Consider the following 592-nt stretch of genomic DNA (forward strand, 5'->3'; position numbering starts at 1 on the left):
CTACCTCACGGGTCTCAAACCAACCAGTGTCCTCATTATACACACGTTCAATTCTTGTCTTACGTTTCATTGTCACTTCTGTTTGTTCCTAAGTGACAACCTTTTTCAGGGAAGTACAAGGGAAAGAAGATTTTTGTAAAGGCCCTGGAAGAGCGTTATGATGAGACATTCCGTCATCGTTCTTTAGGACGTAATGTAAGCTATAAGCATCTTATAAAGTTGGAATGCTATAAGCTACTAAAAGATATTTTAGGAATAGAAGAATATAAACCTTTTAAAATGTATTGGTGATATGTATGTGATTATAGTTTATGATGTTGGTGAGAAGCGAGTAGGCAAAATGTTGAAACTTTGCCGCCAATATTTGTGTTGGATTCAGAACTCAGTTTTGGAGGGAGAATTATCTGAAGCTAAACTTCGGGAATTGCAAATGAAGATGAAAGCTATCATTGATGAATCCGAGGATAGTGTCAGAGAGTGTAAATTAAACTGTGTCAAGCTACAATAAAAGTAGTTTAACACAGTTTTTATATTATGGACAACTTAGAAATTGATTACAAGAAAGCAGCTCAGCAGTTGCGTAGTGGTGAAG

The 592-nt window shown here is 36.1% G+C and carries 1 protein-coding gene and 1 pseudogene; both read left to right on the forward strand.

The window, feature by feature from the left end; genetic code table 11:
• Positions 1-120 precede the first annotated feature (120 nt).
• A pseudogene (locus NNC77_RS16605) lies at positions 121-291 on the forward strand (type I-B CRISPR-associated endonuclease Cas1b); the annotation flags it as partial.
• A 1-nt stretch (position 292) separates the two neighbouring features.
• Positions 293-508: a CRISPR-associated endonuclease Cas2 gene (gene cas2, locus NNC77_RS16610; RefSeq protein WP_254971968.1), complete on the forward strand. Its 216-nt coding sequence runs from the start codon at positions 293-295 to the stop codon at positions 506-508.
• Positions 509-592: the final 84 nt, after the last annotated feature.

Source organism: Segatella copri, from assembly GCF_024330485.1.
In the GTDB taxonomy this organism is placed as follows: Bacteria; Bacteroidota; Bacteroidia; order Bacteroidales; family Bacteroidaceae; genus Prevotella; species Prevotella copri_L.